Origin of the sequence: Vibrio sp. V10_P2A27P122 (genome assembly GCF_963874335.1) — a bacterium.
GTDB lineage: Bacteria > Pseudomonadota > Gammaproteobacteria > Enterobacterales > Vibrionaceae > Vibrio > Vibrio anguillarum.
The window spans coordinates 1-25,601 of the sequence record NZ_CAWNHY010000239.1 but is presented as its reverse complement, the minus strand read 5'-3'; the positions used below and the strand labels follow the sequence as shown (position 1 = coordinate 25,601).

Annotated in this window: 29 protein-coding genes; all 29 read right to left on the bottom strand. The window is 44.7% G+C overall.

Annotated features, from left to right (window positions below; translation table 11 throughout):
• Positions 1-260: 260 nt before the first annotated feature.
• Positions 261-1,073 carry a hypothetical protein gene (locus AACQ17_RS10420; RefSeq protein WP_094146884.1) on the bottom strand — a complete coding sequence of 271 codons (813 nt, stop codon included), beginning with the start codon at positions 1,071-1,073 and terminating at the stop codon, positions 261-263.
• Positions 1,074-1,075: 2 nt separating this feature from the next.
• Positions 1,076-2,035: a hypothetical protein gene (locus AACQ17_RS10415; RefSeq protein ID WP_094146885.1), complete on the bottom strand. Its 960-nt coding sequence runs from the start codon at positions 2,033-2,035 to the stop codon at positions 1,076-1,078.
• Positions 2,032-2,373 carry a hypothetical protein gene (locus AACQ17_RS10410; RefSeq protein WP_094146886.1) on the bottom strand — a complete coding sequence of 114 codons (342 nt, stop codon included), beginning with the start codon at positions 2,371-2,373 and terminating at the stop codon, positions 2,032-2,034. The genes AACQ17_RS10415 and AACQ17_RS10410 overlap by 4 nt, the downstream gene beginning before the upstream one ends.
• 194 nt (positions 2,374-2,567) lie before the next feature.
• Positions 2,568-4,409, bottom strand: a complete 1,842-nt coding sequence (locus AACQ17_RS10405) for a hypothetical protein (RefSeq protein WP_094147943.1) — start codon at positions 4,407-4,409, stop codon at positions 2,568-2,570.
• Positions 4,402-4,566, bottom strand: coding sequence for a hypothetical protein (locus AACQ17_RS10400; protein WP_157726748.1), 165 nt, complete (start codon positions 4,564-4,566; stop codon positions 4,402-4,404). The genes AACQ17_RS10405 and AACQ17_RS10400 overlap by 8 nt, the downstream gene beginning before the upstream one ends.
• A gap of 10 nt (positions 4,567-4,576) precedes the next feature.
• Positions 4,577-8,464: a TipJ family phage tail tip protein gene (gene gpJ / locus AACQ17_RS10395; protein ID WP_094147942.1), complete on the bottom strand. Its 3,888-nt coding sequence runs from the start codon at positions 8,462-8,464 to the stop codon at positions 4,577-4,579.
• Positions 8,465-8,473: 9 nt separating this feature from the next.
• The gene (locus AACQ17_RS10390; RefSeq protein ID WP_041946970.1) at positions 8,474-9,073 is read right to left on the bottom strand and encodes a tail assembly protein; all 600 of its coding nucleotides are present in this window, start codon (positions 9,071-9,073) and stop codon (positions 8,474-8,476) included.
• A gap of 3 nt (positions 9,074-9,076) precedes the next feature.
• Positions 9,077-9,835 (bottom strand): C40 family peptidase, encoded by a 759-nt coding sequence (locus tag AACQ17_RS10385; RefSeq protein WP_094147941.1) that lies wholly within the window; start codon positions 9,833-9,835, stop codon positions 9,077-9,079.
• A 2-nt stretch (positions 9,836-9,837) separates the two neighbouring features.
• A complete protein-coding gene (locus tag AACQ17_RS10380) occupies positions 9,838-10,584 on the bottom strand; it encodes a phage minor tail protein L (protein WP_094147940.1) in 747 nt (248 codons plus the stop codon).
• Positions 10,585-10,597: 13 nt separating this feature from the next.
• Positions 10,598-10,936 (bottom strand): phage tail protein, encoded by a 339-nt coding sequence (locus AACQ17_RS10375; RefSeq protein WP_041946974.1) that lies wholly within the window; start codon positions 10,934-10,936, stop codon positions 10,598-10,600.
• 2 nt (positions 10,937-10,938) lie between these two features.
• Positions 10,939-13,836, bottom strand: coding sequence for a phage tail tape measure protein (locus tag AACQ17_RS10370; RefSeq protein WP_094147939.1), 2,898 nt, complete (start codon positions 13,834-13,836; stop codon positions 10,939-10,941).
• Between the two features lie 12 nt (positions 13,837-13,848).
• Positions 13,849-14,010: a hypothetical protein gene (locus AACQ17_RS10365; RefSeq protein ID WP_157726749.1), complete on the bottom strand. Its 162-nt coding sequence runs from the start codon at positions 14,008-14,010 to the stop codon at positions 13,849-13,851.
• 92 nt (positions 14,011-14,102) lie between these two features.
• Positions 14,103-14,546, bottom strand: a complete 444-nt coding sequence (locus tag AACQ17_RS10360; RefSeq protein WP_052131885.1) for a phage tail assembly chaperone family protein, TAC — start codon at positions 14,544-14,546, stop codon at positions 14,103-14,105.
• A gap of 10 nt (positions 14,547-14,556) precedes the next feature.
• Positions 14,557-15,033 (bottom strand): phage tail tube protein, encoded by a 477-nt coding sequence (locus AACQ17_RS10355; RefSeq protein WP_094147938.1) that lies wholly within the window; start codon positions 15,031-15,033, stop codon positions 14,557-14,559.
• Positions 15,034-15,112: 79 nt separating this feature from the next.
• On the bottom strand, positions 15,113-16,888 hold the full coding sequence (locus tag AACQ17_RS10350; protein WP_094147937.1) for a phage tail tube protein: 1,776 nt from the start codon (positions 16,886-16,888) through the stop codon (positions 15,113-15,115).
• Between the two features lie 18 nt (positions 16,889-16,906).
• A complete protein-coding gene (locus AACQ17_RS10345) occupies positions 16,907-17,275 on the bottom strand; it encodes a DUF3168 domain-containing protein (protein WP_094147936.1) in 369 nt (122 codons plus the stop codon).
• On the bottom strand, positions 17,272-17,739 hold the full coding sequence (locus tag AACQ17_RS10340; RefSeq protein WP_094147935.1) for an HK97-gp10 family putative phage morphogenesis protein: 468 nt from the start codon (positions 17,737-17,739) through the stop codon (positions 17,272-17,274). The genes AACQ17_RS10345 and AACQ17_RS10340 overlap by 4 nt, the downstream gene beginning before the upstream one ends.
• A gap of 1 nt (position 17,740) precedes the next feature.
• The gene (locus AACQ17_RS10335; RefSeq protein ID WP_094147934.1) at positions 17,741-18,103 is read right to left on the bottom strand and encodes a head-tail adaptor protein; all 363 of its coding nucleotides are present in this window, start codon (positions 18,101-18,103) and stop codon (positions 17,741-17,743) included.
• Positions 18,103-18,411, bottom strand: a complete 309-nt coding sequence (locus tag AACQ17_RS10330; RefSeq protein ID WP_094147933.1) for a head-tail connector protein — start codon at positions 18,409-18,411, stop codon at positions 18,103-18,105. The genes AACQ17_RS10335 and AACQ17_RS10330 overlap by 1 nt, the downstream gene beginning before the upstream one ends.
• Before the next feature lie 15 nt (positions 18,412-18,426).
• Positions 18,427-18,795, bottom strand: coding sequence for a hypothetical protein (locus tag AACQ17_RS10325; RefSeq protein WP_170935164.1), 369 nt, complete (start codon positions 18,793-18,795; stop codon positions 18,427-18,429).
• Between the two features lie 71 nt (positions 18,796-18,866).
• The gene (locus AACQ17_RS10320; protein ID WP_094147066.1) at positions 18,867-20,054 is read right to left on the bottom strand and encodes a phage major capsid protein; all 1,188 of its coding nucleotides are present in this window, start codon (positions 20,052-20,054) and stop codon (positions 18,867-18,869) included.
• A 4-nt stretch (positions 20,055-20,058) separates the two neighbouring features.
• Entirely contained in the window at positions 20,059-20,931 is an 873-nt protein-coding gene (locus tag AACQ17_RS10315) for a head maturation protease, ClpP-related (RefSeq protein ID WP_094147067.1), read from the bottom strand.
• Positions 20,932-20,933: 2 nt separating this feature from the next.
• Positions 20,934-22,244, bottom strand: a complete 1,311-nt coding sequence (locus tag AACQ17_RS10310; protein ID WP_094147068.1) for a phage portal protein — start codon at positions 22,242-22,244, stop codon at positions 20,934-20,936.
• The gene (locus tag AACQ17_RS10305) at positions 22,244-22,450 is read right to left on the bottom strand and encodes a hypothetical protein (protein ID WP_094147069.1); all 207 of its coding nucleotides are present in this window, start codon (positions 22,448-22,450) and stop codon (positions 22,244-22,246) included. The genes AACQ17_RS10310 and AACQ17_RS10305 overlap by 1 nt, the downstream gene beginning before the upstream one ends.
• Positions 22,447-24,165, bottom strand: coding sequence for a terminase large subunit (locus AACQ17_RS10300; protein ID WP_094167705.1), 1,719 nt, complete (start codon positions 24,163-24,165; stop codon positions 22,447-22,449). The genes AACQ17_RS10305 and AACQ17_RS10300 overlap by 4 nt, the downstream gene beginning before the upstream one ends.
• The gene (locus tag AACQ17_RS10295) at positions 24,162-24,635 is read right to left on the bottom strand and encodes a phage terminase small subunit P27 family (protein WP_094167704.1); all 474 of its coding nucleotides are present in this window, start codon (positions 24,633-24,635) and stop codon (positions 24,162-24,164) included. The genes AACQ17_RS10300 and AACQ17_RS10295 overlap by 4 nt, the downstream gene beginning before the upstream one ends.
• 6 nt (positions 24,636-24,641) lie before the next feature.
• Positions 24,642-25,001: an HNH endonuclease gene (locus AACQ17_RS10290; RefSeq protein WP_094167703.1), complete on the bottom strand. Its 360-nt coding sequence runs from the start codon at positions 24,999-25,001 to the stop codon at positions 24,642-24,644.
• Positions 25,001-25,342, bottom strand: a complete 342-nt coding sequence (locus AACQ17_RS10285; RefSeq protein WP_166538024.1) for a hypothetical protein — start codon at positions 25,340-25,342, stop codon at positions 25,001-25,003. The genes AACQ17_RS10290 and AACQ17_RS10285 overlap by 1 nt, the downstream gene beginning before the upstream one ends.
• Before the next feature lie 63 nt (positions 25,343-25,405).
• Positions 25,406-25,601 (bottom strand): hypothetical protein (locus AACQ17_RS10280; protein ID WP_206208095.1); only part of this gene is annotated, 196 nt, incomplete at its 5' end.

Here is a 25,601-nt window from a genome sequence, read left to right as displayed (position 1 = left end):
AATATGGCGGTGGGGAAGGAAACACGAGTAGCGGTTTATGTTGATGATTTAAATGAACTAAGGAATGACTCATAAGCACAAAACATTTCATAAAACATTTGTTTTGGATTTTGATTTCATTCTTTTATGGTTAGTTTATTTGTTTCATTTTAAAAAATAAGCACACCAATTATTTTAATCTTATGGTGCCAAATAAAATACCAGCTCGATTTTTTATTTTACTGGCTGGCATTTTCATTTAATGGCGACCCTTTGCTTAGTTATTGGCTATACATGTCAGGCCATATCCAGCACTCCACTTTCATTACTATGGAGTTAGCCGCTGTGCGCTCCCCCAAGAAGCGGTAACGTCTATATTGCTTATCGTTACTATTTTGCGAGTGATTAACAAAGAGCTCTGCCACAAAGTTGTTAGTAGAAGCAATCGCTGACCCCAAAGGCCAGTCCACTGCCGTTGCTGTTGTGAGTAAATTACCGCCTTTGTATATGCTCTGTGCCCCTGTCATATTTGTTGTGAATTGCACACCCCAAGATTTAGCTGTTGTACACAACCCAACATTATGCGACCCAGAGGAGGTGCCAACTCTTTGAACTGCCAATCTCAAGCTATCATCAACTCCAACATAGTATTGGTTGCTTATGTTATTGAGTGGCACATTTACATGGAACGACTTGAACCCAGCGTTTATATCGTAAGTGCCGCCTACTGTAGTTGGTAGGGTGACACGATAATCTTCGAATCCACTATAGACCAGATACCAATTGTACCGCTCCGATTCGGTGCCGTGATTCTTGTGTCTAAACAAAGTAATGGGATTGTTCGTTTTGTAGTTGACCTTTAGATGAGTGCCACCATTGACATCCTGAGGAAGCATGATGGTGCTGTATTCGGTGATGCTCATTGCCGAATCCCAAGCGCCAAGCTCTATATAGTCAACCTCAGGCGTGACCTTGATTTCAGGGGAAGTCGTGTAGTTGTTAAGTAAGTATTTGCCGTTCCTGTCTATAACGTCGGCGCTATTGGTTTTTATACCAAAATGCATATCCGTTCTGGATGTTGTTTCGTAGCCCATAATTAAACCCTCACGATGTTAGTTGCAACATAGTCAACGAGATACCACCCATCATTCTCGACGTACATAAAGTCAATATTATCCCCAGAATGCTTCATCACCACCGTGCCCTGATTAAAATCAGTAAAGTCAAAGATGCACTTCTTAGAGTTTGACAGATTTTTCTTTGCGTCAGTCACACTGAAAAAACTAGTGAAAGCAAGCGGGACTTTTCGTCTCACTTCTCCGTCAGTTGTGTCTGGGACATACTTGCAGCCAATGTAAATTTCACTGTCATTCTCAGCAGCACCAATCACCTCAACGTGACCACCAATTGTGATCTCCTTGTAAGGCATTATCTTGCTTCTAAACCATGGCAGAGTACCGTTGCCCTTAAGGCTAACCCCAGAGAAGCGAACAAACAACTGACTACCCCCAGTCAGCACGTAGAAATTAGGCTCAACCAAAACAGGCTGACCAGAATCAACTTCCGCTTGCGTAATGTCGCGAAAGAAATCCACCACCGGAGCGCCGGAATCATCAGCACCTAGCCAGTATTGAGCGCGCAACCTCCCCGCAGTCGCTGGCTTGATGTCAAAGGAGTAAGTAAGGTTATCCCCGGCCGCCGTGTAGCTCACCTCTAGCGGATCGCTCATGACAACATTATAAATCAGGTTTACATACAGCGTTGTTGGCTTACCCAAAGCAAAAAACTTTGGATTGCTAATTGTCCCGAGATCGCTATCAAAACGATTCACCAAACAAAGCGCATCAGTTCCGTCCGCAAGGCGGAAACCAACCGCTTGCACTGCGTTACTCATTCCAAAGGCGCTACCCAGGTAAACTGTGCTTGGCTTTGTTTGCACCGACGCGTCAGCGATTAGCGTGTCAGTTGGCTCGTTATAGCTCAGCTTGTCTAGAACCTCAGCCTGATCAGGCGTAACGCCCCCGCTTGCATCAGATCTTCTAAATTCTGTTGTCATTGCATTATCTCCACAACAAGTGTTGCGCTGGTGCACTTATAAGCAATGGCGTAAGTTTTTAGGGTATCATTTACACCCTCAAAAAATTCATCACCAGCGCCGCCAGAATCAGCGCTGCGGAATGTATAACAATCCAATGTATCTGTAGGGGTGCTTTCTGAAGCTTTTATTTTTATTGCTCCCTGCTGTATCTGCCCTTGGAATTTATCAGTCTCAACTGCTCCCGGAACTAGGTCGCTAAGTAGAACCCAGTCTTTACCCACTGTTACTGTTTTTGGCATGTTAACCTCGACTTTGAGTTTTTGAGTTGTGTTTTTTTGGAATGAAAAAATCACCATAAGGTGCTTGTTTTAAATAAATAGGAATTTCATTGCGATGTTAATGGATTTATCGGCCAAGGGTTTTCGGTTTCAATCTTCTATACCGCCGCATCTGCTTATGCTTTTAAAAAAATTACACTACAACACATATATAGATTCCTCTTTTAGAAATAAAATAAGGACACATTATGAGTCCTTATTTCATAATTTACTTAGTTTAGTACATCCCAACGACCTACTTCAGCTTTGGTAATTGAAGCATTGAATTCCCAATCGCCTACTATAAGCATCGAAGACGTAATAGTTGAGTTCCTCACTACTCTTGAGAATGTGCTAGTGGTTGCGTAAAGTCGGTCTTCAAGTTCTGACCAACCACTGGACGGTATGTAAACAAGGCCACTTTTACTTATAGATGGGATTCGCCTCATTAATGCTGGGTAAGTTAATGTACCAGTTTGTATGTAACCACTTGAGTACGCAGATCCAGATTCCCTGAGTGTTGTTTTGAAGAAGTGACTATAACAGCTAGCTTTTTTTACACTCTCAACTTCTGGTTGCCAAGGCCTAGCTACCATACCTGCTACGCCATTCATCTTATCAGCAGCAAATGGAACAGCAATGCCCCAAATTCCACTAGCAGGGCTAACAATAGTCTTACGAGTTATGCCTACTGCATCAAACGTATATGGTGTGTTAGGCAGGTACTCCCCATCATCAACAGCAAAACCTTTATGGGTTGCACTGTACTTCATCCAGCGGTCGAGGCCGTAGGCTCCATCTGCTAGTGCTGACCAGTTCCCGTCAAAGTTTCTTTGATTGAATGGTATCTTAGTGTGATCAGAGTTAGCAAAGATGTTTGGCGTCTGAGGATAACCTGCTTCAAGGGCCGAAGCATTGGCAGACTCTTGATCACTGACATCCGGCCAAACTCCGGGCAGTTCGCTACAACCTAAGAACTTATGTGCTCCGCGAGGTATTCCATGTATTGATGAAATTAAATCAAACGATAAAAGAACCCTAATTCCTCCAGTGATAGCGACTCTAGCTACACCTTTTGTCGCAAGCGATGAAGAGTCCGCAACTATAACTCTACCGTCTGCTAGCTTTACACCGAAAAAATCAGACAACTTCGCTCCGTCGAAATCGATTTGATATCTTCCTGTGCTCGCTGAAACATTTCCATTTTCAAATGTCAACTCATTGCACGGGTATCCATTTGCGCAATATCTACCAAACGCAATTTCAGCTCCGGCCGGATAATCCCTATTGGTCACATCAGGCAATGGATGCCCAGTTCTGCCAGGAATATTCCAATTCTGGTTTCCCTTTAGACGGTTTTCGGCTTGGTTTAACGCCCATGCTGGTTTCCAGTGTGACCAGTCTGTATTTGTTGATGGATTAACAGCGCCGCCGTTGTTTGGTCCGCTATTTTGAACGGCGACGTACTGCTGGCCGCTTTGGACGCTGCGCATGCCATCAATGAAATTTGCATCACTTGTCCATAATACAGACTTTACGATGTTTTTATCTTCATCGGTGTAGTCGTTGGTTGAAAGTGCTTTTCCGGTAACCTTATCTACTTTCGTATTAAGCGCATCACCAACACCATCAACAATTGCTTTATCTTCATTGGTGTAGTCGTTGGTTGAAAGTCCCTTTCCAGCTACTTTATCCACTTTCGTATTAAGCGCATTACCAACACCATCAACAATATTTTTTGCTTCATTGGTGTAGTCGTTGGTTGAAAGTCCCTTTCCGTCGACTTTATCTACAAAGTCAGTAATTGGCTTTTCATAACTACCGATCGTTATCCATGCATTATCATCTGCGTTTCTTCGCTTGATAATGGCTGGCGTGGTTGATGTGTCTATCCACTCCATGAATGCGAATGTTTGTGTTGGTTCTGTAGCTGAAATAAAGCTACCACCGCCACCAGCTTCAAGGTGAGCGAGAAGGTCGTTATATTTTGTAAAAGCGGCTCTTGGGCTTTCGCCTTTTCTTCCGTTTGGTTGTGGGGTGTCTAGATCAACTTTATATAGCGATAAATCAGCCATTTTCATTCTCGCTTTGTTTTTGGTTTGATTGGTCTTTTAAAGCTCGCTCTAATACATGATGAAAGCGTGCTTGCATTCCGGCGATCAGTTCTGGTGTTAATCGATTGCCTGAGTTAGCAATCAGGATGTCTGTAAATTCTTGAGCTGGTGTTTTCATGTAAACTCCATCACTTAAACCAACTAAACTCAACAGCCTGAGAGTAAAAGACACCGTAGGTTTCTCTTATTACAAGCTGTATTGTGATATTGTGAGCCCCTGCAGGAATTGTTAGAGCCGCTTTCTTTGTTCTTCGTCCGCTGTAGATCACTCCATTGGTATTTAGTGATGCGCTTGCAGAATTCCATATTTCAGCACCATTCCGAAGAACCCTTAAATAACTACCACCAGCCCAAGGGGCTAAGGATCCTGTCCCATACTCCATTTCGCCAAGAACAAGTGTTCTGTTAGCTTGTAGATCTCCAATTGAGAAAGCATGTATGTTAACTGTTCCGCTGGTAGCAGAGATGTTAGAAGTTGCATTCAATATACTGGCCTTGTATATGTCGCCTTCTATTTTTTGTGCGTAAATAGTTCCGCTAAAGTAACCATCAGCTCCATATATCGTCCCCCTGAATGATCCGTCGTTAAGATCAATGTTTCCATTCTTGTCGATTTTCCACCCTGCAAGTCCGGCTTGATAATTCGTTGATTGCAAATCATTAGCTATTTTGGCATAGCTGATGGTTGCGTCTCCGATTATTGCGGCGTTCAGGAAGGCGGTGTCGTTTAGCGTATCGAAAACGAAAGGCGTGTGTATCTGTCCGTCGATTGAGTTTAAAAAACCAATTGTGTCGGCCATCACCAAAAACTCAGATCGCGTTGTTCCGTCCGCGCCGATCGACGCACCCAAACCAACCCCAGCTTGAACAACTCTACCGTCTGCATTTACTTCGGTTTTAACTTGCCAGTTCGCTTTAATTGAACCGTCAAGATCGACCACAGCTTCTGACGTTTGTTGCACTACCGCTTCAATATCGCCAATTTGTGCTGATACGGTTTGAACTAGCTCTGCCAATGCAGTATCAGCGTCTGCCCTTACTGTTTGCTCTGTTGCGATTGCGGCTGTATTTTCACCAACCGTTACCGCTAGCGCTTGGATGTCTTGCGCCAGTGCTTCATCAGCTGTAACTCTTGCGGTTTGTTCTGAGGTTATCTTGGCGGTGTTTTCACCAACTTCTACCGAAATTAAACTAAGTGATTGAGCAAGTGCTTCGTCTCTCGATACGGATATTGCATCCACTCGTGATATTAAGGCTTTGTTATCCTCAACCCTGCCAGCCAGTAAAAATATCTGCTTGGCTTTTGAATAATCTTGGTCATTGTAAGCGGATGTGATAGTTACATTACCGACAAATGATTCCTGAGTGCCATCATCGCCAGCGTACCAAAGCATATCTTGAGGTGCGTTTTCATCATCACCAGTCAAGAAGCCTAAGATGCTATCTTCTACTTCTCCAATGATTTCATCGCCAATTCCAGCGGCAACGTCATTGGTGATCTCTTCAAGCAAGCCAGGTGCTAATTCACCAGAGCCGATCTGACCTTCGAGATAACTTAGCAGCTCTTCGGCGTCTACGGATGAAACTCCGTAAGTCCAATCTGTCCACGCGCCAACGTTTCCTGTTCTGTCTCTTATCCTTGCTCTAAACCAGAATTCAACACCAGCCGCTAGGCCCATCATCAAGTGATCACTTGTTGGATAGGCGTAACTACCCAAGAAAGCAGGGTTAGTTCCTAGTGCGTTAGTTGCGTATTCAATTTCAGTGTAAAGCGCATCTTCCGAATTAGGCCCAAAAGACCAATCAAGATAGATAGAAAACGCTTTGCTGCTGGTTCTGAATATCGCTAGTGATGGCGGTTCTCCAACCTTACCGACGATATCGGTTAGCATTGAAGGTTTAGCAATTGAAGCAACGCCAGCCGAGCTAACAGCGCGAACTCTTGCCAAATACTGGCCAGTGTAAACGCCTTTAATATCCACGCTTAACTGCCCAGTGCGCGGAATTTTCACCCATTCGCCGTAGTCTTTTCTCCACTCAACTTCGTAAGCTACGGCATTCTTAACCGCAGACCAGCCTATCGTCATGGTGGTGATTGCCATTGTTTGCTCGACGTGAACAGATTGAGAGATTAACACATCTTCCGGCGCTTCCATGCCGCCAACTGGGATTTGGCTTACTGGCCTATCTTCAATTCTTGCGCCTGTATCGATGAAATCAAATTTGCTTGGATTGTAAGAAACACCTGCAAACTCATATTCGATACTGTCAGTATCTGCTTTTTTAACTGAAACAATTTGGAATAGTTGGTGCGTTATGTCGTCTGATTCTAATGTCCACTGCAAGAACTTAGCCGGAGATTCACTGTAAACAGAGGACACCTTAATATCACGACCCGTTACCGTTTCAACCGTTCTAGTTTCCGCCTTGCCGCTTGGTAAGTTAACCAGAAGACGATCGCCAGCTTTAGCGGCCGCAACTTCTCTATCAAGCGTGATTGTTTTTCCATCGGCCGAAACATTAGAGATACGGCCACCAATTCTAACGCCAGAGATAAGATCGTCAGCGACCGCCACGATATGGCCGATCATCGGGATCTCGCCTTCCATGCCAGTTTTAAAAGCAACGGTACGGTCGTTATTGTTGGTATAAATAGCCCATTTACCGCGGCGCTGCGCTTCGGATTCGCGAGTGCAGCCAAAGGCTGAAAGCTCAACAACATTGTCACCGTAGCGGCGCTGCAATGCGTTGTCGTAAGTTGTGGTTACATCAGATTCAAAGTTGTTATCTGGGTTGTCGTAACTCACAAGTGCGCGAGTGTATTTAACTCGCTCGTCACTTCCTGAGTACGTGAAAGAGCCGTCAATGACGTTGGCGTTAGTGAAAATGTAATCAGTATCGCGTGGCATATCCGCACGGACCGTCATTTGGCTCTGCATCCAATAGATCATGCCGCGGTAGATAGATGCTATATCGCGTAGAACCTGCCAAGCTTCGGCAGCGGTCGCAATGTAGATATTGCATTCGTAGCGATGCTCTGTGCCGCCTTTGCCGTCCGGCACTTGCTGATCGCAATACTGAGCAATTTTATACAGTTCGTACTTATCAACAAACTGAGGACCAACTTTATCACCAACCGAGAAACGGTTTTCAATGATGATGTCGTAAGTAACCCAAGCAGGGTTATTGCTGTAAGCAATTTTAAAACCGCCAGACCAAATACCGCTGTACGTTCTTGTTACCGGATCGTAATTGTCAGGCACGCGAATTTTGCGCATTTTAGCCAAAACGCTGATCGTCGGTATGTTACTAAATTGACTTGCATCAAATTGAATACCTAACAGTGCCGTATTTGGGTAGCGCATTTTACGGTCGATAACTTCAGTAACCGCGCCAATGTACATAAGGTCAGCAATACGGTTGTTATTCATGTTTGGCGTTAAGCGCGTAACCTTCACCACCCAGCCGTTACCGCTTGGTAAATTAATGCGGACGCTTCGCTCGTAATTGCTTGTTGTTTTGCCTGTTACACCTTGTTGGGATGCAACAATATAAGGACCGCCATCAGTAGACACTTCAACTCGGTAGTCAATCGAATAACCAACAACATCACCATTATCTTTCTGCTCTTGCAGTGAAGGCCAGCGAAAGCGAATAATGACTGCAGAGATTTGACCATCGTTAAACGATCGCGTCCAAGGTGCATCGCTTTTTAACTCAACACCGATCGCTGTTTCTGATTCTACCGCTGGAAAGCCTTGGATATATTGCTGGTCAACCGTTCCTGAGCGAAAGTCCCATTTAACACCGGGAAAGTTTATTGTGCCATTTTGTGACATTAATGGAGTGCCATCTAAGTAGATGCTTTTTTCATTCACTCCACCTTCAAACTCACCCTCGCCAAGTGCCAGCAGTATTCTGGCGGTAGCGACTGATCGCAAATCATTTGGCGCTTCTACGGGTGTATGCTGCTCTGACTCACCCGCTTTACTTCCTGAGATCACAACGTTATTCATAGTTTTCCTTTAGTTCGCAATATCTTCTGCGTAAATACCCGCGCTTATCACTGCGCCGCCGATCAAGCGCTCACCATAACCAATACCAACAATGTGGCCAGATGCAGTTGTGTTGACAGCCCCGCCGAATGCATAGCTTGGCGCGTTTTCTGCCGCCTCCCTTGATGAAAGGCCTTTTTGCTGTGGCGAAAGCATTTGAATTACGCCACCAGCCATCATGGCGATACCAGCATTAATCATCGCCCCACCGATCGGGCTAGCCCAGCCATATGAAAGCCCAGTAACTAACACACCCGCTATGATCATAACTGCGCCAATTATTGTATTTAAAACTCCAGCTTTTTTGCTTCCTTGAACGACAGGCACGATCCTAATTTCATTCGTTCCACGCAATGTTAAGTCGTCTTCGCCTACGTTTTCACGGTTGCGAAAAATAGCGTATCTAATACCTCGCTTTGACTGTTCTTTAATGAATTGCTCAAAGCCTTCCAGCGTGTTTTTTAGTGCTGAAAATGCTTCTTTAGCCGTGCCAGAATCAAGGTGATAGGAATGGCTTCGCCCAAACCGTTGAGCTAAAGAGCCCGACAGCAGAATGGTTGCGTATGACATTGATTAGCCTCGAATGAGTTGTTTGTGTCTAACTATGGCTCTAGTGCTTCTTAGCCAGTAACCGCCAAGCACTTCTTTTGTGCTTAACCTTCCGTATAGGTGGTGGATCATATATCCATCACCTACATAAACGGCGGCGTGGTTAACTCGCTTGCTGCGTATTTGCATTAAAACGACATCGCCTATCTTAAATTCAAAGCCTTTAAGATCTTCTGGTGCGCTTCCGCATACCTGCGTAAAACCTGCTGACTCAAAGTTATCAAGATAAAGCTCTTGATCACCTTCCCACCAGCAATCCTTCCTTTCGTAGTCTGGTATATCAATGCCTAGCTCTTGCTTGTAGTAGTCCATAACCATGGTGTAGCAATCCCACACGCCATGTACGAACTGTCGGCCAATTAGCGGTGGCGATTCTTTTTGCGGGCTAAATCGGTGTAAATCACCTTCTGGCCAGCTAAAAATATACCAGTCTGCTTTTGGGTATTCTGTGCTTAGGCTATATGCGTTTGCTTGGTCTGCTACGCTTGGGCGGCTGGTGGCGTCTGGGTGGCTGTGGCAAATGCCAATAATTTCACCAATGCTTTCACATGTTGCTAGATCAGATGGGTGGATTGAAAAGTCAAAATCTGGCTTTTCTGCAATGTTACGGCACGGCATGTAAAACGGGTTCTTACCATCATCAATGAGCAAACCGCAGCATTCTTTTGGGTATTGTGATTTTGCATGCTCAATGAAGTTTTTCTTAAACTCTTCTTGCCACATGATCACTTCCTTATTAATCGAACCGCTGGGAAACCACCGTGAGGTAATTGGTTGTTTTGACCAAAGCGCAATGTACAGCCGGTTAACGTTCCTGAGCATTTATCTTTGGATGGGTCGTCGGTTGGTTGGTCTTCGTCCGTAAACATTGCCGCACCGCTGTAACCACAATCAGCACCGCGATAATTCCCTTTTAAGCACCATTGACAGTAAGCCGTCATTTTTCGGCCTACCTGAATCCCGCCTACATCGGCTGGGCTTGATAACTCAAAGGTTACGGATATTTTATCTTCTGACAGTTTGCGGCGTATGTACCATATTTCAACATGCTCTTGGTCTTGATCGGCTTGGTCGTTTCCGTCAGGGAAGTTAACGGCATCAAGATATTTTGCCAGCGTTCGTCTTACTGTCACTTTTGCCTGAGACATGTCTTGATAAGCCAAGCAAAGTGCAGTGATTGAGCTGTCAACGTTTGCAACAATGAGTGTAGGTGATGATGGTGAACCATCACTATTTGCCTCTATGCCTGTTATTTGGCAAGGCCATGTGTAGAACTTTTCACCCTGCCAAGTGATCGACTTCGGCTGCAAGTCTTCACCGCTTTGCAGCGCGGCCTGTATTTCTTGTTCTGTGTATGGCTCAAGGTGAGATTGGAAGCGCAATATATCGGCATCGAAATCAGTTCCATCTACTTCAAATAGAATGATCTCACTGCCGGGCTCTAGTGTTTGAATATCATTACTTAGTGACATTGTAACAAACCTTTTAAGGATGGAATGACTCAGTGAATGTTGCGCTTATGCGATACATGCCAGCGCCAAGCGGAAGTAATGTGTATTCTTCTACTTGGTATAGGCCTAAAGGCTCAAGCGGTGGTTTCCAAGCAAATGACTGATAACCTTTGTGATCATCAAAAAATTGCTTTATTGCTTCAGCTTCTGTCTTTTTCTTGGTGAAGCTTAGCGGCCACGTTTGCCTTTTCCCGTTTATGCCATCCCCTGCTTTTTGCGTGTAGCCGTCACCAAAGCTGGCAGACCTCACTCTAAATGAGGCAGTACCAGTGGCTTCTTTATCAGCGCAATAAGTAAATTCACGTATTGCCATTTTTACCGCCCGTTTTGTGCTCGCCAGATTAAACCGCCCGGCATGAGCTCTTTTGCAATTTGGTCTTTTGCTCCGGCCTTTGCTGATTCTGCGTAGGCTTTGGCTATCATCTGATCATCAGCAGTTCCGCCGGATGCGCTTTGCGATTCTGGTATGTTAATTTGCTGCTGTATGATCACGCTTTGGTTTGAGCTCATAGATGAAATGGCAGGAACATTTAAACCAACCACGCCACCGTTCGCGTAACCTTTTAAGCCTTCTTTATAATTCAGAAGGCCTTTGCGCATTGCTTCAACGACACCAACGCCTCCGGCCTTGGCTATATCGTCTTGTGACCAAACAACTTCGCCTCGGTGAACGATACCCGCTGGTTGGTTTTTCCCACCGCTGCCAGTGTAGCCGCCAGAACTAAAGCCAATGTTATCGTAAGCATTTTGACCAAAGCCGTTATTTAAGCCAGTGCTAGCGCCTGAGCTTGAACCAGCATAAGCACTGGCAAACAAAGATACGCCATAACTTAATAAACCTGCCGCTGCTTGTTGTGAGGCAATTCTTGCTATGTCCTTCACCACGGCTGCTGCAAAGTCTTTAAACGATGCTTTACCCGTTAGCGCGAATTGCAAGATGGCATCTTCCATTGCCGAGAATGCACTGTTAAAAAGACCTTCTGAAATTTTGGCGGCGCGGCTAGCTTCGTAGATGTAATTATCAAACGCGGCCTTGGCTCCGTTCTTCCAGTCTGACTCTAATTTATCAAGCTGTTCGTAGTATTGGCCCTGAGCGGATAGCCTATCTTGTAGGCTTTGCTCTAGCATGCGCTTTTCGGCCTCTAACTCTTCATTTGAGGTTTTACCCGCCAAGTTTCGAGAGGTTGCGCGTTCTAGTTGCTTGTTAATGTCATTTCGAATTGCTTGCTCTTCTTTTAGTCGCTTAAGTGTTTCATCACCAGCGCCAAAATTGGCTAATGAGCTTTGGTAGCGCTCAATATCAGAAGATAATTGCGCGGTAACCGAAGCTTGCATGTTTTGAATGCGAATGGCTTGATCGCGTAGCGATAGCTCCTGCTCAATTGCTACGTTTTTATTGAGCTGCTCTCTAATTAGCTCTTGATCAGCAATTAGGCTTTTTTGCTGGGCAGTTAACGTTTTCTTTTCTTTAAGATCAGCTATCTGTTGCTCAAACTTGACCAGTTCTTGCTGTGCAGCACCAAGTTTTGCATTATTTTCTAGCTGCTTGCTTAGTGTGGCTTCCTGTTCCCTAAGGCGCATTATCATTTGCTGAGATGCGCTATCTGAAATAGCCTTGTTTGATTCTTTAAAGCTCTCCTCGATCGCTTTAATGTCTTTCTTTATCTGATCTGGGTTTAGTAGGGCGCTTTCTGGATTCGCTAGCCTTATTTTCTCAACGTTGGCTAAATACTCTTTTACCGCCTTGTTGCGCTTTTCGTCAGTAGATAAACCATCAATTCTAACTTTGTTGATTGCTTCAGACGCTTTGATCGCTTCTTGTTGAAGCTTGTTGAATTCAGCCTGTTTGCTGGCCTCTTCTTCTTGCGTTTGAACTTTTGTTGATAGCTCATCACGCTGAGAAATTAAGGTTTTTAGTTGCTTCTCTTGGTTTTTAACTAGCGCTTCATAGTCAACTTTTCCGGCGCCATAACCGGAGCTTTTTACACCAGACTCAAGCAATGAGCGATAAGACTTCAAGCCAGTTTGTAGGTTTTCGATTTGGCTGTTTAAGTCAGCAAGCACATCGGAATCAGTATCCGATCTTCCTATATTTAAAATGCCATCCCAAGCTTCAGTCGCCCCATCTTTAACCGATTTCCAAGCTCTTTCTATGTAGCCTAAGTTATTGGTTATTTCTGTGGTTCTTTCGTTGATCGCATCTGAATAAGCTTTAACCGCTAACGTTGCTGCCTGTTGTTGTTTTCCTTGTTTCTCCAGAGCCGTGATCTGCTCATAGACTGATTGAGTTAAAAAGTTTTGCGTTTTATTAAGCTCGGCAATTGCTTTGCTTGGTTCATCTGATAGCTTTTTGAATTCATCAATGGTGTCAGATATTGCCTTTCCTGTTGCCATTTCCATGTTCACAGCAGCAAGAGAGACTAGCTCTATTTGATCGGCTGAAAACTTAGCACTGCTGGCGACTTCTGAAATTGCTTTGGCTGCATTGCGCTGCGTTCCTGATATGTCATCAAGTCGCTTTGCCATTTGAGATAGCTGATCTGCGGTGACACCGGATGCATTTCCAGTTAGCAGGATTGCGTTTCTGTATCGGTCGGCCTCTTCGCTGCCTTGGTAGTAAGCCAACGCCAAAACACCCGCCGCAGATGCAGCAATGGTAAATGGGTTAACCAACCCAGCAACATAACCACCCATTGCTTTTGCGGCTGGACCAATACCGCCGAACATGTCTTTTAATTGACCGCCTTGTTGTAAGAAGACGGTTAGCGGGTTTTGACCGCCTTGTAGTGATACGGCGATGTCAGTAAACTGAGCAGGAAGGCCGCGCAATGCAAATTGCATTTCTTTTGCCGACTTTCCATTCTTACCGAACTCAATCGATGTGTTTTTAACACCTTCGCGCATTTCGTTGAGTTTGCCAAGATAGAGATCATAATCAGATTGGTCTAAGTTTCCAGCCCTTCTGTGTTTTCTTAATTTCTCTTCCATCTTGTCGATGCGGTCATATTCCGCAACAACAGGGTCTATTTGACCGATAAGCCTTGCAAGATCTTCTCTTTGCTTTTGGGCTGCTTTATTTAGACGACCAAAAGCAGCTTCCGCCCTTCCCGCTCCTTCGGTAAGGCTGCCGGTGTTCATTACCATGTTGACGGTTAAATTACCGAGCGAACGAGATGCCATTAATACTTCTCCAGCAATGAGATAGCCCGACATTGCCGGGCTGCTTTATTTTGGTTTATTTTGCTTTGCTACGCCTTTTATTGCGGCAAAAATATCATGAACACTAACTGATTCTTCCGGTGGAGATTCTTGATCTTCTTCTAGTCGATAAAGCTTTAAATCTTCCGGCTTTAAGTTGGTTTTGTTAATGGTTGCAATCAAAAACATTAAACTTTCAGTAGCGTCGGTGATTCTTCGCTGGTTGCAAAGTGGGCCGTGCTTTAGTCGGTATGATTGCCAGTCTAAAACCTCTTTGTAAGTTAGGTTTTGCTTAGCTTCTTCGACCGTGGAGCCGCCAATTCCGGCAAGGACGAGCTCTTGCCAGAACTCACACTCTGGCTCAAGGGCTTTGGGTCTGCTTTTGCGCCAACGCCGTTGACATCATAAATGGCATTAAGCAGTGACATTGCTAACGAGTCGCAAATTGGGCCGTGTTCGTCATTGCCAACGATGTCTTCGGCTTTGAATATCTGCTGGCCAGCTTCATCGACAATACTGCCTGAGATTCGCGTTGCCATGGCAAGCGTTGAATCTGAAGCTGTTTTACTTTCTTCAATAAGTGTGAGGAATGATTTCTTTCTTACATAGATAACCGCTTCGTGAAGCTTTTTATCGTCTGTAATCCATTTTATTTCTCGGCGTTCTGGTTTAGCCGGCGCAAATGCGCCAGCGTTTTTCAACATATCAATACTGAGCTGTTGCATTAATCAGTCCTTATTCTTTTGGAACTAAAACAGGGTCACCAGATACTTGGATGCCAACGGTTGAAGATACGACCGCATTCAAAGCAAAACTGAATGGATAGCTGTTCATGAAGCCTTCGAAAGTAATCCAGCTTCGTGTAGCAGGAAGTGTGAATTCCGCCGCTTCGCCAGCGCCAGTGACGGTAGGAACAATGCCTTTTCCGTCAGACCAGCCGATCGCCCATTTTAGGGTAACGCCCTGAGTTTTTAGTTGATGCAAGCGAATGTGGCTGGCGTCTTTAGGGTCAACGTTGATACCGAACGTTGCTGTTCCAGGCGTTGCCATGCCAGCTTCATAAGTGCGAGCGTCACCTTCTAAGCATGAGGTTTCGATTTGATCTAGTGCTGAATCAATGCCGTCAATAGAAGTAACACAGCTAACGGCTAAAAGTGTGCCGTCTGCTGGGTCAATCGTATATAGCGAGGTGCCCTGTGTCTTAATGGCCATGTTTTATCTCCAATTGGGCCGCGATACTGCGGCATTTGTTACGCGCATAAAAAAGTAAACCCGACACGGTGGTCGGGTTTTAATATTTATTGATTACTGCTTCGCTGGCTATTTTTTGAGAGCCAATAGCATTTGGATGGGTTCCATCATCGGTTAGCCATTTTGGTGTTAACCCATCAACCTTCCACTTACTTTCAATAACTCCGACAATATTGTCAGCGTCAATGTATCCTTCAATATCAATCCCCCAATCTCCCTGACGAATATGGCTGTTTAATTGAAGTCTTAGCGGGTCATTTCCTCCCGGCCCAACAGGTTTTACATTTTGATCGTCTAGGGTTAAATATGGAGAAATCCAGTCGACTTTAGGGGTGAATGTTGCCATATAGACTTCTGAGTTTGGTGTTGAAGATTGAATTATGCTTACTACCGAGTTAATTCTATCCACCATCACTGGCTCATTTACTGCTGATGTAATATCGTTTGAGCCTAGCGCAAAAATTATCTTTTCTGGGCTGCATAGTGCTAATAAATTTTTTCTGTACTGGTAATTACTTTTTCCATCTTCTACTAATTCAACAAAGGCTAGTTGATCGCTTCCTTTTGATAAGTTTAAAGATGGTAATCCAAGAGAGCCTGATGCAAACCTGTCTCCCCATCCTCTGTTTGCATATTCATCACCGCGCCTATCTCCTTGATTTGAATCGTAAGCGCCTTCAGTGCTTGAGCTTCCGACAATGGCAACCGTTTCCTTATCATGCTGAGCCAAGATCATTACTGGACCATAACTATCTTGCCCAACTGTAGACGGCTGTATCCTGTCTAAAGTTGACATCACATTTTTTTCAATGAAGCTTCCAGAATTATCAGTGCCATTTTCAGGCACTCTTGAGTCTGAATATTCAAAAATGTTAGCGTCAATAGAGCTTCTTACTCTGTTAGATTTTGGGGTGAAATACGGAGGTTCTGTTTTTAGGGAGTCATAAGCAGTCCATATTCCATAATCGTCACCTTCGTTGATTACCAAATTACCAAGATCGACATCAATAACGACAAATCCAAACTTATTTAATGGGTCATGAACATACTCATTACTAAATATCTTAAGGCTTAAAGAGTGTCCATACTCACTATTCAAATAAACTGGCTCAATTCCAACTTTTATTTTGCAATGGTCGGGGAAATCAACTTCTTTTATTATTGAGTTTGGAAATCCAGTATAAAAAAGCGGCATTACAAGTTTAACTACACCAGTCATTCTAACAAGTGCTTTTCTTTTTATTCTACTCATCTGATATGGGCGAGTATCAGAAAATAGATACTGCTCTGGTATTACAGGAAGCCTTAGCCCACTTGATGCAATTTTAAATGATGATAATTGTCCTTTTGGAACTAAAACAGGGTCGCCAGATACTTGAATGCCAACGGTTGAAGATACGACCGCATTCAAAGCAAAACTGAATGGATAACTGTTCATGAATCCTTCAAAAGTAATCCAGCTTCGTGTGGCAGGAAGTGTGAATTCCGCCGCTTCGCCAGCACCAGTGACGGTAGGAACAATGCCTTTTCCGTCAGACCAGCCGATCGCCCATTTTAGGGTAACGCCCTGAGTTTTTAGCTGATGCAAGCGAATGTGGCTGGCGTCTTTGGGGTCAACGTTGATACCGAACGTTGCTGTTCCAGGCGTTGCCATGCCAGCTTCATAAGTGCGAGAGTCACCTTCTAAGCATGAGGTTTCGATTTGATCTATTCCAGAATCAATACCGTCAATCGATGTAACGCAGCTAACGGCTAAAAGTGTGCCGTCTGCTGGGTCAATCGTATATAGAGATGTGCCTTGAGTTTTAATTGCCATTTTTCATCCTGATTTAAATTATCGTTCCACTAGCCAGTCGACATCGAAACCACTTCGGTAATTCATGGTCTGATCGTCTCGGCTTTCGCCTCGGTAGCTGGTTAGCATGCAATGAGGCTCTATTGCGTGTCTTATTGCTCCGGCTACATCTCCGGCTATTGATGCTGAATCTGCATAGGTGTCGATTTGTATTGTAAAGCCGTCAATATCTGGCCTTCCGTCCATGTAGTTTTCCGGCTGTCCGCCGATCACTTGCCAAACTGCGTAAGGCTTTGTTGGTGACTGAGGAGCAAGACCAAACATATATAAACGAAGTGGGTTTGAACCGATTAATGACGTAACAACTGGATCTTGCTGGCAGATGCTGAAAATTGGCGCTGTATTCACTTGGATAGCTCCTTGGTGATCTCTTTATCTAGCTCTAGCACCAGCGTATCAACCACCTTGTTTATGTTTTCTGAAAGTGCTGGTCTTAAGAATGGCTGCGCTCTGCTTCTTTCTGTTCCTAGCTCGACAAGGTGCCAGTGCGGAGTATTTCCCTTTGGACCTTCGTCAGGGTTTCCTTTCGGTATCCGGCCTTTTAGCGTAGAAACACCAACGCGATACATTAGATCGCCAGTTTCTTTGTAATGTCGGCTAGCAAACTGCAGGCGTATGTTATCTCTAATTCTTCGGCCTGTTGTTGGGTCATCCACCAGCATCGCTTTTTCTCTTGCGGCTTTTGCTACTACATTTGCCGCTTTTCTTAATGCTCTTCGACCTGCTGCATCACCAACTTCAAGACTTAGGCGTGACAGCCTTTTAGTTACTTCATCAAGACCAAGGATCGAGAAATCAAAATTATTTGCCATATCAAGCCCCGCTTGCGCTTACACCAGAACTGCATTTAAATCGCCACTCTTGCCTTGCTGTTCGGTCGGTTTCTACTGATTCAATGTTAAAAACCTGCCCTTCCCATAAAATTCGACACTTATACAGATCTTGGATTGAGTAAGGGAACCAGCGGACATTTATTCTTGCGTCAAACTGAGCGAGTTTTGATGCATCTTTTGATACTTCTTTACCGGGTCCGGTTAATACTTCGGCTGGAATATTTGGTTTTCCTGCTGATAGCTCTATAGATTCCCAAGTTGTAATCATTTCGCCAGTTGTTTGATCTTGTTCTTCAATTGGCTTTTGCATCTGGATGATGTGAGTTAATCGATGAGTCAGCATTAAATACCCCACCCAACACGGAATGGTGTCATTTTAATTTCAGCGCCTTCTCTTAGTTTTTCTGCATCATCTGGTGATGCTTGGTAAGCACCTTGCATTAACATGAGAATGGCTAGAATAAGAGAGCCGGGAAGCTTTGCTGCAACTTGAGGATCTTCCGCCTCTGGAAGTAAATTAACCAGCGGTTGATCTAGAAACTCCTGAGCTTCTGATTCTGCGGCATCAAGCAACATCTGCAGGTTATCATCGTCAAAGTCGTGAATGACGTTTAGGTACTGCTTTGCAGTTTGCAGATTAATAATGCTCATTCGGCTCTCTCTTGTTTATTCAGCGGCTTTTGGTGTACGTTTTGCGCGCGTTTTTTTGGGTTCTGTGGCTGGCGCCGGCTCAGGTTGTGGTTCTGGCTCTGGCTCTGGCTCAGGTTCTGGCTCTGGCTCTGGCTCAGGTTGTGGTTCTGGCTCTGGCTCAGACTGAAGCTCAGGATCGGTTTTTGTATTCGTGTCTGGTTGATTATTTTCAATGTCATCAACTAACATATCTTCTTCAGTAACAATAACAACAAGCTTATTATCTAAAAGCTGTTTGCATTCATGCGGTGTCACTTCAAAAGGTTCAGAACGTGGCGTTTTAAGCTGGTTAGCAAAAACACCCCAGTAAAAGCTTTTAATAGCCTTGACCATGACTTTATTCATTGTCTTATCTCCAACAAAAAGGCCGCACTAATCAGCGCGGCCTTATTTTTATAAAAAGCTTACGTTATTTGTTATGCGGTTTTTAGCTCACCAGTAACGAATGCTTCAGGGCGATAAACGGCAAATGCCAAGCGCTCTTCAGCACGAAGCGTAACCATGTTTTTCTCAAAGTCGTCCGTGTTCTCTGTGGATACTAGAACTTCAATATCCATTCGATCGTAGATTTGAGCGCCAAGGTTAAATGAACCAGTCAAGAACGTGTTTTGTGCAATCGACTGAGTTGCTACAACAGGCAAGCGCCATAGCGTTGGTGTTGTGCCGTTTTGTGGGTTACCGATGATGTATTTACCTTGGCTATCTTTTAATAGCTCAATGGTTGCCCAGTCAGTAGGGTGTAACACAATGCCGTTTGCTTGGTATTCAGCAAGCGCTGCTTGAAGAATGGCTAAGCGAAGTCTGTCCATGCGTTGTTCTAGCGTTACTTCAGAGCCAGTCGGAGCCGCAAAAGCAGAGGCTTGCGGAATGAGGCCATGAAGATTTGCGCCAGTTCCGTTACCGTAAAGTAACTGACCTTCTTCTTTGATGCGCAGGCCTGAGCGGGCGCGAGCATCAATAAAGCTTGCCATTGCTGATGCATCATCAAGAATTTGGCGTGATGCTTTCATTAAGTGAGCGATAACTTGAACGCTGGCATTTTCTAAAGAAAAGGTAATATCAGAGTAAGGCTTTGCTGCACCTTCGGCCACTGGTGCGGCGTTGTTGGTAAATCCAGTTTCTTTCACGTACTGAATCATATTGCTTGTTGTGGTTCCCGGCGCAATAAGATCGCGAATCGTTAAAGCTTGCTCTGGAATACCAATGATGCCGGGGCGGCGATCAGGTGCAACTAACGCACCGCCAGAACCATCAACTGATGTGATGGCAGAGCGTGGCATTTGGATGCGTGTTTTGCCGTTAAATGCTGATGTAACACCTTGCTCAGAAAGCTTAGCAGCAACGATGTTACCTGCTGAGCGAAACTCTTCTTGGTCGTCATCTTTACCTGCATTGAGCATTTGCTGCTCAGCCGATTGCAAACGCGCTTGCAGTTCGCCTTGCTGAGTAAGGATTTTATCAACTGATGCGCGAGTTTCTTCGCTCATTGTACCAAGGCGAGCAACTTCTTTATTTGCTGATTCCGCCTGAGCTTTAACTGCATCGCCAATTTTATTTAGGCTAGATTGCAGTCCTTCTACTTGTTGTTCTACTGTTAATGGCATGGTTTTAGCTCCGTAATGATTCAAGAATGTTGTTTGCCGCGCTCAAAGAGGCGGATAGATCGAGTTGAGCGACAGCGTTAGGCGTATCGGTCAGGACAGCGCTAGGCGTATCCCCGCCAGCAGCGTTATGCGTACCGGACTTTAAACTTGAAAACAGCTCGCGGCGCTTGGCTCGCGGCATGCCTGATTTAGCAAGTGCAACATCCATCGCTTTTAACGCGTTGGCTTGCTTTGCTTGCTCGTCATTTGATTCGGTTACTTCTGAAGGGTCGATAATTGCAGTGCAAAGGCCCATTTCAACGGCTTTCTTTCCGCGAATGTAGCTTTCTGCGTCCATCATGCGAGACATTTCAGCGACTGGCTGTCCGCTGGTATCAGAGTAAAGATCGGCCATTGTTAGGTCGAACTCTTCCATGGTATCTGCCATTTCTCTAAGGAAGTGACGGTTACCGCATAAGCAAGTCCAGCAGTTGTGAATCATAAGAAAGGCTGTTGAGGCTATTTCTCTGTGATCACTAGCCATGGCAATAACTGATGCCGCAGAAGCCGCAATTCCGATCACCTTGATTGTTACTTTCTTTGGGTGCTCGCGAAGGCGGTTATAGATCGCGATACCTTCCCACATATCGCCACCTGGCGAGTTGATGTAGACGGTTACGTCCTGATCACCAATTGAGCGCAATGCGGCATCAATGCGTTTTAGCGTGACACCCTCACCCCACCAGTCTTCACCGATAACACCATAAATCGTGATTGATGTTTCTGAGTTGTAGGCTTCAGCTCGGATGCCTGGATTCCACATCTCCATTGCTTTTGGGCTTATATCGCTTTGCATTCGGCTTGAATTCATCAGCCAGTTTTTAATATTGATGGGCATGTTTACTCCTGATTATCTTCAAGCCAGCCTTTTAAGGCGGCGCGAACTGTCTGGCTGTCGTTTGATTTGCCCAACTGATCGAGAGGCAGTAAGTTTGACTGAACTGTTAGCACGTTGGCGTTGCCGCCTTTGCGCGGTAGGTTTTCTTTTTCTCGGCAATCGTCGCGAGTGTAAATTCCGTTTTGCGTCATCGAGCTGTAGAAAGCAGAGCGAGCTGCACTGTCTGCTTTCAAAAAACCTTCAAGAGAGAATTCGCTGTAATAGCTAACTCTCTGCACTGGGGTAAGTAGCTTTTTGTTTACGCATTGCTGAATTTGATTGGTGAACGTGCTGATACAGAACGTTAAGAACCAAATTTGCTTTTGCTCTAAGCCAGTACCCCAGTTCGAATCTTTTGAACCGTGAGCAACCATGGCAGGATCCACGCCAAACCATCGACAAATCTCTTCAATGCTGAATGAACGTGATTCGAGTAGTTGAGCGTCTTTTGGTGGAATACCTATCGCATCAGTAGTAACACCCTGCTCAAGTACTGGTGATTGACCAGCATTTAAAGCGCCTGATATGGTTTCAACATACTTTCTAAAAGCCGTTCGCTGATCTTCTTTTAATACGCGATCAACTTTAAAAGCTACGGTTGGCATCAAGCCATTTTTAAACGTTGAACCTGCGGCGTCATCGGCTGACATTGCGGAGCCAAAAACATTCACACCATAACTGATCGAAGAAAGGCCAAGCCGACCATCAAGGCTAAACGATGGAATATGCAGCATATTTTTTGCTGGTATTTCTCTTGGCTCGCCTGTTTTTCCTTGGTAGAAATACTTTAACCGTCCGCTTGTTGACTCTTTTACTGCTACTCGATTTGGCAGCAAGAAGTTGATCGCGATAGGTGTGCTTCCTGACCAATAAATTTCACAGTATGCGTTACCCCATAGCAGCATTGATGAAACAACTGCTTGCCAAAACTGAAAGGCCGTCATGTCTTCGTTTGGGCTGGTGTGGATAATGTCGTGAACGTTTAGCTCTTTGGCGCTTTGTCTTCCACCATCTGGCATTTTTTTATAGACACCAAAAGGCAAGCCAGCGACTGAAGTTGATATCAATCGAACGCACGCCCAAACGGTAGATAATTTCATTGCGTTATTAACGCCAACTGTTTTACCGCTGCTTGATTGATAGCCAAGAAATTGAGACCAAAAACCGCCATCGGTTAGGCTAATTGATTTTCCTGCCCACATTTCTGATAGCGAGGCTGATGGCGAAACGATTGAGCTGCTAATGACATCCATGAAGCTTTTTTGTTTATTCATTATTCAGCCTTTTTGTTTTGCACAAACCCGCCGGTGCTTGGTGGTTGGCTTCTTAAGCCTCTACTGATAAAGAAAGACATCAAAAGAAAAGCGATGCCAGAAGCGATGAGCGCGTAACCTTGACCGTGCAGGACGTAAACGCCAGCCACTAAGCAAGATAGCCCCGCCAACGCAAAGAGCAGATAAGTGATAATTGCGATTTTCATCCGTAGATAGGGTCCATTATTGCGTTCATAAAATCTTCGTCAGTGTTCTCTAGTGGAACCATGACTCTTCCAACGCCCATGATTAGTGTCACAGCGCCATCTATTTTGTTGTCGTTACCTTGTTTTATCGGCCTTACTACATCATCGTTGCCCGGAAGGAACTTGCCGATCACGTTCGACATACACCAAGTCATGATTGGGTTTCCGTCATGATGAAAGCGACCTGATGCGATAGCCGCCTCGATCTCTTTCATGGGGTCACTCATATTGGTGTAGTTTTGCGTGATGGTTACAGGCTCTAAACCTTCGTCATCAAGCTGATGCGCTAGGTTTGTTGCGCCAAATGGGTCAATTGGTGATGAAAGAACTGGGTTGATTCTGTTTGCCTGTTTTGCTTCTTCGAGTATTTCTCGATAGTCAACTTCGGCACCGTCCGTTGCGTACAAAATTCCTTGGTTAACCCACTTCTGATATTTTTCGGCCAACTTCTGGTTGTCGTTATCAAAGACGGTATCTTCAGGAACCCAGAACTTTGGCTCTACACTGTAGTAGTGCCGCTTACCGTCAATGTCTCGCCAGAAAATTCGAGACATTGAGTTCATGTCTAGTTTTCTTGCTAAGTCGAATGAAAGTATGCAGGGTTGGCCCTCGAACTGTTCAAGAGTTAATGATTCATCCTTGAGCTTTTCCCACTGAGCCATGTTGTAAAAGCCAGTTTTTGCGGTAACCCAAATGCCAAGGTGCTTTGTTTTAAAGCGGTTGGTAAACCTAGGCTGTTTTATTGCGCGTTGCTGCTGACTTATTAGGTACTCACGATAAACAGAAACCCCAATGTTGGGGTTTGCTTTGGCTAAAACGTCTGGATTTTTCCAGTCGTCATCTTCATCTATCGTCCATATCCATCCGAATAACTCGTCGCTTTCAACAATGCCTTCGAGCATTTCTATTACTTCTCGGCGCTTGTCGTAGCATGGGCCTTCGATATTTGCGCCAGCCGTTGTAATGATCACCATTAGTGGCTGTTTACGTGCGCCCATACCAGTAAGCATTGTCGCGTAAAGGTTGTCGCTTTCGTGTTCGTGGTATTCGTCAATTAAAGCGCAAGATGGTGATGCACCGTCACCCGGATTACCTATAATTGGCTCAAAGCGAGCGCCATCAGCGGGTATGTTTAAGTTTGATGCGTTAACTTCTATTCCTGCTGCGTCAGCAAGAAGTGGCGTTCTTTTAACCATTAAGCGAGCTGGTCTAAAAACCTCCCAAGCTTGCTTCTCTGTTGTTGCGCCTGAGTAAACCTCAGCGCCGAATTCTCTATCTTGCGTAAAACAAGAAAGTCCAACACCAGCGGCAATGGCTGATTTTCCGTTTTTACGGTTAACTTCCCAATATGACTCACGAAAGCGGCGCATTCCGTCAGATTTTCTTTTCCATCCGAACGTCATTGCTATGCCGAACTTTTGCCAAGGCTCTAAGGTTAGGAGTTGTCTTTTAAATGCCCACTCACCTTTGGTGTGCGGCAACATTTCAATAAAATCTATTCTTCGCTGAGCTTCGGCTTTATCAAACTTGTATGGATATTCTTTTTTTCTTGATTTTTTAACGTCGTCAAAGTGACGCTGACAAGCAAGCTTGATGTATCTGCAGGAAGGTGTTCTTCCGGCGATAATGTTTCGTGCGAATTTTTCAGCTTGGTCAACTGCTGGGTATTTGCTCACAACAGATCCTTAAACTGATTACCCGCCTTTTCTTTATTCCCGCCAATAATTCGAGAGCGGCTTGATGGGTCTAATCCAAGCATTGCTCCAAATGAGGACATTTGTTTAATTGCTTCGTTTTTGGCGGTAAGGGCTGGGTTTTTAATTGGGCCACCAGTTGCTCCGGTGACGACTAATCCAAACTGCTTTATGTTGTCTTCGCACTCGCGAAACTGGTGATAAGCAGAGCAGTAAACTTCTACGTTCTGTATGTCAGTTCCTGATAGAACTTTTTCTCTACACAGAAGCGGCACAATGGTTTCCCATAATTCTCTGCCGTAGTCGCCTAGCCATTCCGGGCACATAACATTGGTTACTAAGCCGAAGTTTGGTTCGCTTTTATTTAGCTCGCGTTTGCCGGGGTTTCCTGCAAGTTCTTTCTTGGCAGTTGGCTTACTTCGACGACCTGATTTACCCGGTACTCCTGCCATTAAAAGCTACCTTCTAGATTCTTTCGCGGTCTTTTCCTTGTGGCATGGGCTGCAAATGGATTGGAGATTGTCGTCATCATCAGTACCGCCAGCGGCTTTATTGATGATGTGATCGACTTCTCTGGCCGCTGTTATGATCCCGTTTGACAAGCAAACCTGACAAAGGAAATTATCTCTCTCTAAGATGCGCGCTCTTTTAATTCGCCAAGCTGAACCGTAGCCACGCTTTGATGAGCTTCCTTTTTTCGCTTGAGTTCTTACCCACCCAGTTGCGTGCTCTGCGTGTGAATCGCAATAACCGTTTTTATTTCTGGTTAATGCGTTGCAGCTTTTTAATCGACATATTTTTTGCACACGCCTTGGCATTACATGCTCTCGCTTTCGACTTCGTAATCATCAAGTGATCTTGGTGAGTTTGGCTGTTCTTGCTCTTCTTCAAGCTGTGAGTTTTGCGCAACCAGCTCATCAAGAATGGCAATGTTACTTCCAACGAGATTATTGATTGCTTCGGTTTGCGCTTTGATTACATCAACTAAAGCAGATATTGGCTGATGCAGTTGAGGTTCAACAGATGAATCAACAACAAGCACGCTAATGCCCATTTTTTCTAGCTGATTATTTAGATACCCCTGAAGGCTTTCCAGCTCCTTCAGTTGCATCGGCTGATTTAGCTTTGCTATCAGCAATGATTTTTCTTGATCTTTCATAAGCAATTTTGCTCCATTTGATTAACCACTCACGGCGCTTCTGGCAACCAGAACAACTTGAGATCATCTAATAAACTCCACGGTAACCAGCCCTTTTAATGTTCTTGTGTAAAAAATATCGGAGCATTTTTTTAGCCTCACTGGGTGAGGGTGATATTTGACAATGCCTTTTTTTGTGTCGGCATAAACTACAAATTTAATTTTATTACCATTAACGAAAACATTGCGTGGTCCTCTGAAATCACGAGGAGTATGAATG

Bases quoted from the DNA above. Each gene is read 5' to 3' on its own strand.
- AACQ17_RS10420 (WP_094146884.1), bottom strand. From the start codon at position 1,073: ATGGGCTACGAAACAACATCCAGAACGGATATGCATTTTGGTATAAAA.
- AACQ17_RS10415 (WP_094146885.1), bottom strand. From the start codon at position 2,035: ATGACAACAGAATTTAGAAGATCTGATGCAAGCGGGGGCGTTACGCCT.
- AACQ17_RS10410 (WP_094146886.1), bottom strand. From the start codon at position 2,373: ATGGTGATTTTTTCATTCCAAAAAAACACAACTCAAAAACTCAAAGTC.
- AACQ17_RS10405 (WP_094147943.1), bottom strand. From the start codon at position 4,409: ATGGCTGATTTATCGCTATATAAAGTTGATCTAGACACCCCACAACCA.
- AACQ17_RS10400 (WP_157726748.1), bottom strand. From the start codon at position 4,566: ATGAAAACACCAGCTCAAGAATTTACAGACATCCTGATTGCTAACTCA.
- gpJ (WP_094147942.1), bottom strand. From the start codon at position 8,464: ATGAATAACGTTGTGATCTCAGGAAGTAAAGCGGGTGAGTCAGAGCAG.
- AACQ17_RS10390 (WP_041946970.1), bottom strand. From the start codon at position 9,073: ATGTCATACGCAACCATTCTGCTGTCGGGCTCTTTAGCTCAACGGTTT.
- AACQ17_RS10385 (WP_094147941.1), bottom strand. From the start codon at position 9,835: ATGTGGCAAGAAGAGTTTAAGAAAAACTTCATTGAGCATGCAAAATCA.
- AACQ17_RS10380 (WP_094147940.1), bottom strand. From the start codon at position 10,584: ATGTCACTAAGTAATGATATTCAAACACTAGAGCCCGGCAGTGAGATC.
- AACQ17_RS10375 (WP_041946974.1), bottom strand. From the start codon at position 10,936: ATGGCAATACGTGAATTTACTTATTGCGCTGATAAAGAAGCCACTGGT.
- AACQ17_RS10370 (WP_094147939.1), bottom strand. From the start codon at position 13,836: ATGTCGGGCTATCTCATTGCTGGAGAAGTATTAATGGCATCTCGTTCG.
- AACQ17_RS10365 (WP_157726749.1), bottom strand. From the start codon at position 14,010: ATGTTTTTGATTGCAACCATTAACAAAACCAACTTAAAGCCGGAAGAT.
- AACQ17_RS10360 (WP_052131885.1), bottom strand. From the start codon at position 14,546: ATGCAACAGCTCAGTATTGATATGTTGAAAAACGCTGGCGCATTTGCG.
- AACQ17_RS10355 (WP_094147938.1), bottom strand. From the start codon at position 15,033: ATGGCCATTAAGACACAGGGCACCTCGCTATATACGATTGACCCAGCA.
- AACQ17_RS10350 (WP_094147937.1), bottom strand. From the start codon at position 16,888: ATGGCAATTAAAACTCAAGGCACATCTCTATATACGATTGACCCAGCA.
- AACQ17_RS10340 (WP_094147935.1), bottom strand. From the start codon at position 17,739: ATGGCAAATAATTTTGATTTCTCGATCCTTGGTCTTGATGAAGTAACT.
- AACQ17_RS10335 (WP_094147934.1), bottom strand. From the start codon at position 18,103: ATGCTGACTCATCGATTAACTCACATCATCCAGATGCAAAAGCCAATT.
- AACQ17_RS10330 (WP_094147933.1), bottom strand. From the start codon at position 18,411: ATGAGCATTATTAATCTGCAAACTGCAAAGCAGTACCTAAACGTCATT.
- AACQ17_RS10325 (WP_170935164.1), bottom strand. From the start codon at position 18,795: ATGAATAAAGTCATGGTCAAGGCTATTAAAAGCTTTTACTGGGGTGTT.
- AACQ17_RS10320 (WP_094147066.1), bottom strand. From the start codon at position 20,054: ATGCCATTAACAGTAGAACAACAAGTAGAAGGACTGCAATCTAGCCTA.
- AACQ17_RS10315 (WP_094147067.1), bottom strand. From the start codon at position 20,931: ATGCCCATCAATATTAAAAACTGGCTGATGAATTCAAGCCGAATGCAA.
- AACQ17_RS10310 (WP_094147068.1), bottom strand. From the start codon at position 22,244: ATGAATAAACAAAAAAGCTTCATGGATGTCATTAGCAGCTCAATCGTT.
- AACQ17_RS10305 (WP_094147069.1), bottom strand. From the start codon at position 22,450: ATGAAAATCGCAATTATCACTTATCTGCTCTTTGCGTTGGCGGGGCTA.
- AACQ17_RS10295 (WP_094167704.1), bottom strand. From the start codon at position 24,635: ATGGCAGGAGTACCGGGTAAATCAGGTCGTCGAAGTAAGCCAACTGCC.
- AACQ17_RS10290 (WP_094167703.1), bottom strand. From the start codon at position 25,001: ATGCCAAGGCGTGTGCAAAAAATATGTCGATTAAAAAGCTGCAACGCA.
- AACQ17_RS10285 (WP_166538024.1), bottom strand. From the start codon at position 25,342: ATGAAAGATCAAGAAAAATCATTGCTGATAGCAAAGCTAAATCAGCCG.